Here is a 6,593-nt window from a genome sequence, read left to right on the forward strand (position 1 = left end):
GCCGGCCGCCGTGACCCCACCCCGGCGGTTTACCGCACGGATCAGCGGTGCACGATCACCCCGCGAATGTTCTTACCCTCACGCAGGTCCTGGTAGCCCTCGTTGACCTGCTCGAGGGTGTAGCGCCGAGTGACCAGCTCGTCGAGCTTGAGCTGGCCGGCGTCATAGAGTCGCAGCAGTCGCACGATGTCGTACTGCGGATTGGCACCTCCGAACAGCGTGCCCTTGATGGTCTTACCGAACAGGGCCAGCATGGTGCCCGACACCTGCACGTCGAGGTCTTCCAAGCGGGCCATCGCCGCGATCACGACGGTGCCGCCTTTTCCGACCGTGTTGATCGCGGCGGTGGTGACTTCCAAGCCCAGGTCGCCGACGGTGATCAGCGCCTGGTCGGCCATCTGCCCCCAGGTGAGCTCGGCGATCTTGTCCATCGCCTCAGCGGCGGTGGCGAAGGCGTGGGTGGCACCCAGCTTGAGCGCGGTGTCGCGCTTGAACTCCACGGGGTCCACTGCCACCACATACTTGGCACCCGCGTGCGCGGCACCCTGTACGGCGTTGATGCCGACCCCGCCGATGCCGTAGACCACCACCGTGTCCCCGGCGCGTACGCCGCCGTCATAGTTGGCCGTCGCCCAGCCGGTGGGCACCCCGCAACCTGCCAGCACCGCGGTCTCCAGCGGGAGCCAGTCATCGATCTTGACCACGGAGTGCTGCGACACGGTGGCCCGCTCGGCGAAAGTCCCCAGCATGCAAAACCCGCCATAGTCGATTCCCCCCGCGTGGAATCGGAAGGTGCCGTCGGGCATGCAGCCCTCCAGGATCGTGGCACCCATGTCGCACAGGTTCTGCCGGCCGGTGGAGCAGTACCGGCAGCTGCCACAACTGGGGATGAAACAGCACACCACATGATCGCCGGGACGGACCTTGGTGACGCCGGGCCCGACATCCTCGATGATCCCCGACCCCTCGTGGCCGCCGACGATCGGAAACCTCGAGGGCCAGTCACCATCGGCCAGGTGCAGGTCCGAGTGGCACAACCCGGCAGCGGTGAACTTGATCAGCACCTCGCCCGGACCAGGCCCGTCGAGTTCCAGCTCCATGATCTCGAACGGCTGGTGAGGCGCATGTGCCACGGCGGCAATTGTTTTCATGTCTGCCATCCAACCGGCTCGGACAGCCCGGGTGGCCCGATTCGGCCGAATCCCCACGCCGGTCCAGCGTCACCTCTCCTCCGTCGCGGCTCTCCTCCGTCGAGGCTCGCTAAGCGGAGGGTTGAGTCACGAAGTCGATCAGCTCCTCCACCCGGCCGATCAGCTCCGGCTCCAGGTCGGTCCAGTCGCGCACCCGACCCCGAATACGCTGCCACGCTGCGGCGATGTCGGCCTGGCCGGTGTGTGGCCAGCCCAGTGCGGCACAGATCCCGTGCTTCCATTCCACGTTGCGCGGGATCGTGGGCCAGGCCGCCAACCCCAACCGCCCGGGTTTGACGGCCTGCCAGATGTCGACGTAGGGGTGACCGACGATCAGGGTGTGCCGGCCGCCCGGCCCACGGCGCACGGCCTCGGCAATGCGGGTCTCCTTGGAGCCCTCGACCAGGTGATCGACGAGGACGCCGAGCCGGCGGCCCGGCCCGGGCTGGAATTCGGCCACGATGCCGGCCAGATCATCAATGCCGCCGAGATACTCCACCACCACTCCCTCGACTCGCAGATCCTCACCCCAGACCTGTTCGACGAGTTCGGCATCGTGGCGGCCTTCCACGTAGATCCGGCTGGCCAGCGCAACCTTGGCACGTGCGCCGCGTACGGCGACCGATCCTGACGCGGTGCGCGCCGGTGCAGTCGGGGCCGTCGGCTTCGGTTCGGTGAGAATCACCGGCCGCCCGTCGATCAGGTAGCCGGGACCGACGGGGAATCCTCGGGTGCGGCCGTGGCGATCCTCGAGATCCATCCGGCCGTAGGCGATCCGCACCACTGCGCCGACATACCCGGTTTGGGCGTCTTCGACCACCATGCCGCGTTCCACAGGCACCTCGATGGAGCGGACCCTGCGGGCGGCGTGCGGGTTGTCGGCGAGGATGTCTGTCCCATAGCGGTCGGCCACCCGAGGCAGCCTAGGGGCCTGCGGCGGCGCGGCGGCTGAACCCCCTGCGCGATTCCGCCGATTTTTTCCGCCAGCACCCGCGACCAGGTCACCGACACATCAGCAACTTTGGCACCGTTCATCACTCCAGCAACATGAGTCACACAATTTTCTCTTAATTTCTAAGAGATCTCTCGCAACATACGTAACAATAACAACTTCGTTAACTCAAACAACTGCAGTTAACTTCTGCCTCAATTTATAACAACAAACCCATTTACATCTTTAGGTGACGGAAATGTGCAATTTCATCTTTTATCGCGTTATGCTCTGAGACCTCACTGATATACACCTATCACGGAGGTTGTGATATGCACCGGAACACGGCACAGCGTGTCGTGCAGTTCGGGCGGCGCCACCTTAATTGGGCAACGTCGGGGCTGGTCACCGGGGGGATTGTGGGCACGCTGTTAACTTCAGCGGGGGTGGCCCATGCAGACAACATGGCGATGGGCTGGGATGCCGTCGCACAATGCGAATCGGGCGGCAACTGGGCCGCCGACACCGGCAATGGATTCTATGGCGGCCTGCAGTTCAAGCCGTCGACATGGCGCGCATTCGGCGGTGTGGGATCACCGGCGAAGGCGTCGCGGGAGCAACAGATCGCGGTGGCCAATAGAGTCCTCGACGAGCAGGGGCCCTATGCCTGGCCACATTGTGGACCGGGTCGGGTATTCCCGTCGTCGGTAAAAGGCTGGGTGCCGCCGGCAATGCGCCAGCTGCTCAAGCCGTTCTGGTGAACACACCTAGGTAGGCTTCGGCGACAGCACCGCCTGGGTCTGGGTGACCCGCGCGACCAACTTGCCGTTGTCGTCGTTCAGATCGGTCTGCACCACGATCGTCGTTCGCCCGACATGCAGCGGAACGCTGGTCGCGGTGACAACACCGCCCCGTACCGCCCGGAAGAAATTGGTCTTGGACTCGATGGTCGAGGTGCTGGCGCCCTGAGGAAGATTGACCACCGCGCACACCGCCCCGGCGGTGTCGGCGAAGGCCATCAGCGCTCCACCGTGCAGCATTGCCCCGGTGGTACAGCGCTCGGGAGCCCAAGCCATGGTCGCGCATACCTGCTGCGGCGAGAGCTCGGCGATCTCGATCTGCAGCGCCGCGGCGAACGGCATGTTGGCCACCACCAGGCGTGCGAATTCGGTCGAATCCATTGCTGCAGCCTGACCGACCGCCGAGCCGCTGTCTAGCGATCGCCTCAGCGCGGTTGCGGTACCGCGTCGATCCCGGCTTCCTTGCGCTGAGCCGCAGTGATCGGCGCCGGCGCGTCGGTGAGCGGGTCGATACCGCCGCCCGACTTCGGGAAAGCGATGACCTCGCGAATCGATTCGACACCGGCCAGCAGTGCCACGACGCGGTCCCAACCGAACGCGAGCCCGCCGTGCGGTGGAGCACCATAGCTGAACGCATCCAGCAGAAAGCCGAACTTCTCCTTGGCGGCGGCCTCATCGATGCCCATGACCTTGAAGACTTGCTCTTGAAGATCGCGGCGGTGAATACGGATCGAACCGCCGCCGATCTCATTGCCGTTGCACACCACGTCGTAGGCATCGGCGAGCACCGCGCCGGGGTCAGTCTCCACCAGGTCGGCGTGCTCTGGCTTCGGAGAGGTGAAGGCGTGGTGTACCGCGGTCCACGCCCCGGATCCGACGGCCACATCACCGGCTGCGGTGGCGTCGTCGGCGGGCTCGAACAGTGGCGGGTCGACCACCCAGGTGAACGCCCAGGCGTCCGGAGCGATCAGGTCGAGGCGACGAGCGATCTCGCCGCGAGCCGCCCCCAGCAGCGCCCGAGACGGCTTGGCCGGACCGGCCGCAAAGAAGATGCAGTCCCCCGGCGCGGCACCCACGTGCCCGGCAAGACCGGCACGCTCGGCGTCGGTCAGGTTCTTGGCCACCGGTCCGGACAGCTCGCCGTCTTCGCCCACCAAGACATACGCCAAACCCTTGGCCCCGCGCTGCTTGGCCCACTCCTGCCAACCGTCGAGTGTGCGCCGCGGCTGCGAGGCCCCACCCGGCATGACGACCGCACCCACGTAGGGGGCCTGAAACACCCGGAAGGTGGTTTCGGAGAAGAACTCCGTGCACTCCACCAGCTCCAGGCCGAATCGCAGGTCGGGCTTGTCTGAACCGAACCGCCGCATCGCGTCGGCGTAGGTCATCCGTGGCAGCGGCAATGGCAGGTCGTAACCGATCAGGGCCCACAACGCCTTGAGCACCTGCTCGGCGATGCCGATCACGTCCTCGGCGTCGACGAAGCTCATCTCCAGGTCCAGCTGGGTGAACTCAGGCTGACGGTCCGCACGGAAGTCTTCGTCGCGGTAGCAACGGGCGATCTGGTAGTAGCGCTCCATGCCGGCCACCATCAACAGCTGCTTGAACAGCTGCGGGCTCTGCGGCAGCGCGTAGAACGATCCGGGCTGCAAACGCGCCGGGACCAGGAAATCGCGGGCGCCTTCCGGCGTGGAGCGGGTCAGCGTGGGCGTCTCGATCTCGAGGAAGTTCTGCGCGGCCAGCACCGATCGAGCCGCGGCATTGACCGCCGAACGCAATCGCAACGCGGCTCCCGGGCCGCCCTCGCGCCGCAGATCCAGGTAGCGGTGCTTCAGCCTGGCCTCTTCGCCGGCGGATTCATCGAGCTGGAACGGCAGTGGCGCGGCCTCGTTGAGCACCAGCAATTCGGCAGCATTGATCTCGATGGCGCCGGTGGGCAGGTCTGGATTCTCGTTGCCCTCGGGCCGCACCTCGACGACACCGGTGACCGTCACACAGAACTCGGCCCGCAACCGGTGCGCCTGTTCCAGCACGGCGGAGTCCCGGAAGACCACCTGCGCCACCCCTGACGCATCGCGCAGGTCGATGAAGATGACACCACCGTGGTCGCGTCGGCGCGCTACCCACCCGGCAAGCGTGACGCTGCGCCCGGCGTCGGTGACCCGCAGTGAGCCGGCGTCGTGGCTGCGCAGCACAAAAACCCCCTTGGAGATGGAAACATTAGGTAACGGTTCGACGGTCGCCCAGTCTAGAGCCTTCTTGCAGCACTGCCCCGCGCCGGTCAGTGCTTTAAGCTTGCTGACTGTGACCAATGGCAGCGATGACCTCGACGATGACCTCGACTACGACGACGAGGATGAGGAGTACGAGGACGACAACGAAGTCGCTGCGCCCAAGCAGAACAAGAGCCTCAAGTGGGGGCTGGCCGCGGTAGTCGTTTTGGCGGTGGTGGCCCTGGTGCTGGTCGGTGTGGTGCTGATGGGCGGTGACACCGGCAAGAGTTCGCTGGACGCCGCGGCGTCGAGCCGCAACGCGGCCTCGGGCATTGCCAGCGCCGACGACAACGGACCGGTCGCGGTCATCATCAATGACCCCAGTTGCACCGCCTGGGCCTCGATCAGCGGCAACCTGTCCAGCACACTGTCGATGCTGGGACACGGCCATTGGAATGAGCGCGATCAGTCGATTCCCGCGTCGGCCTGGGACGACGAGCAGAAGCATGCCTATCTGGCCGCTGGCCAGGTGGTGCGCAACGCAGCGGCGCAAACCGTCGGTCTGGTGAAGCTGACCCCGCACCGGGTGATGCGCGAGCTCTATGAACAGTTCATCGCCTACGCCCGGACCTTCGTCGAGCACATTCCCACCTACACCGAGCGGGATGCCGCGCTGGCCGGTACCGCGCACAGCGCAGCATCGGCGCTGGCCGCGATCTGCGCGGCCGCCAACAACGGCTCAGCAGCCGCCCGCGGGCCGATGGTCGAACCGCAGGCTTCGCCCACCAAAGTCGCCGCGCCGGGCAATCCCGCCAACCCGCAGCGCTACCTGACCGGAACGAATTCGGTGTGTGGGGAGTGGAAGGCCACCTTGGACAAATTCGGTGTCGATGCCACCGAGTGGCATCAGATGGACCCCAGTGTTCCGGGAACCTTCTGGAACCCGCAGCAGAAGGCGGTCAACCTGGCTGTCGGACCGATCATGATCAGCCTGGCCAACAAGTTGCAGCAGCTGGGCCGGCGCAGCAGCAACCCCACGTTGCAGGATTTCGCGGAACTGTCTGCGCAGTACCGGCGGGCGTTCGTGCTGGCGCTACCCACCTACGACCCGTCCGACAACTCACTGGCCAACGCTGCGACCTTCCTTTCCACCACGGTGCTGGGGGCCTGCGCGTCGGCAGGGACCGCGAGCTAGCAAACTAGCCCACCGCACGAGAGCGTCCGAAGTTGCTACCCGGCGACGCCGTCTCGGCCACACGCCGTAGCTGCCAGGGCGCTAACACATGCAAGAAACCGGCACAGCCCGTAGGCTGCGCCGGTTTCTTGATGGAGATTGGCTTGGATCAGGCCCAGCTGGAGCCAACCGAGGCGTCGGTGTTGGCCATGTTGTTGCCGGCCGACTGCACCTTCTGACCGTGCGAGTTGGCCTGCTGGTAGATCACCGCGAAGTTGCGGCCCA

At 65.8% G+C, this 6,593-nt stretch carries 6 protein-coding genes and 1 pseudogene; 2 read left to right on the forward strand and 5 right to left on the reverse strand.

The window, feature by feature from the left end:
* Nucleotides 1–41: 41 nt before the first annotated feature.
* Nucleotides 42–1,151: an NDMA-dependent alcohol dehydrogenase gene (locus BST15_RS03865; protein ID WP_046188064.1), complete on the reverse strand. Its 1,110-nt coding sequence runs from the start codon at nucleotides 1,149–1,151 to the stop codon at nucleotides 42–44.
* Nucleotides 1,152–1,260: 109 nt separating this feature from the next.
* On the reverse strand, nucleotides 1,261–2,103 hold the full coding sequence (locus BST15_RS03870; protein WP_046187995.1) for a DUF3097 domain-containing protein: 843 nt from the start codon (nucleotides 2,101–2,103) through the stop codon (nucleotides 1,261–1,263).
* A gap of 350 nt (nucleotides 2,104–2,453) precedes the next feature.
* On the opposite strand from BST15_RS03870, the gene BST15_RS23220 reads away from it, so the two are divergent.
* On the forward strand, nucleotides 2,454–2,882 hold the full coding sequence (locus tag BST15_RS23220) for a transglycosylase family protein (RefSeq protein WP_198528278.1): 429 nt from the start codon (nucleotides 2,454–2,456) through the stop codon (nucleotides 2,880–2,882).
* Nucleotides 2,883–2,888: 6 nt separating this feature from the next.
* Here the strand turns inward: BST15_RS23220 and BST15_RS03880 are convergent, their stop codons facing one another.
* Entirely contained in the window at nucleotides 2,889–3,302 is a 414-nt protein-coding gene (locus BST15_RS03880; RefSeq protein ID WP_046187994.1) for a PaaI family thioesterase, read from the reverse strand.
* 44 nt (nucleotides 3,303–3,346) lie between these two features.
* The gene (aspS, locus tag BST15_RS03885; protein ID WP_046187993.1) at nucleotides 3,347–5,116 is read right to left on the reverse strand and encodes an aspartate--tRNA ligase; all 1,770 of its coding nucleotides are present in this window, start codon (nucleotides 5,114–5,116) and stop codon (nucleotides 3,347–3,349) included.
* A gap of 109 nt (nucleotides 5,117–5,225) precedes the next feature.
* Here aspS and BST15_RS03890 point away from each other — a divergent pair, with 109 nt between their 5' ends.
* Nucleotides 5,226–6,329, forward strand: a complete 1,104-nt coding sequence (locus tag BST15_RS03890) for a hypothetical protein (RefSeq protein ID WP_046187992.1) — start codon at nucleotides 5,226–5,228, stop codon at nucleotides 6,327–6,329.
* A gap of 148 nt (nucleotides 6,330–6,477) precedes the next feature.
* On the opposite strand, the pseudogene BST15_RS03895 reads toward BST15_RS03890, so the two are convergent.
* Nucleotides 6,478–6,593: pseudogene (locus BST15_RS03895) on the reverse strand (type VII secretion protein EsxI); the annotation flags it as partial.

The organism is Mycolicibacter arupensis (genome assembly GCF_002086515.1).
Classification (GTDB): domain Bacteria; phylum Actinomycetota; class Actinomycetes; order Mycobacteriales; family Mycobacteriaceae; genus Mycobacterium; species Mycobacterium arupense.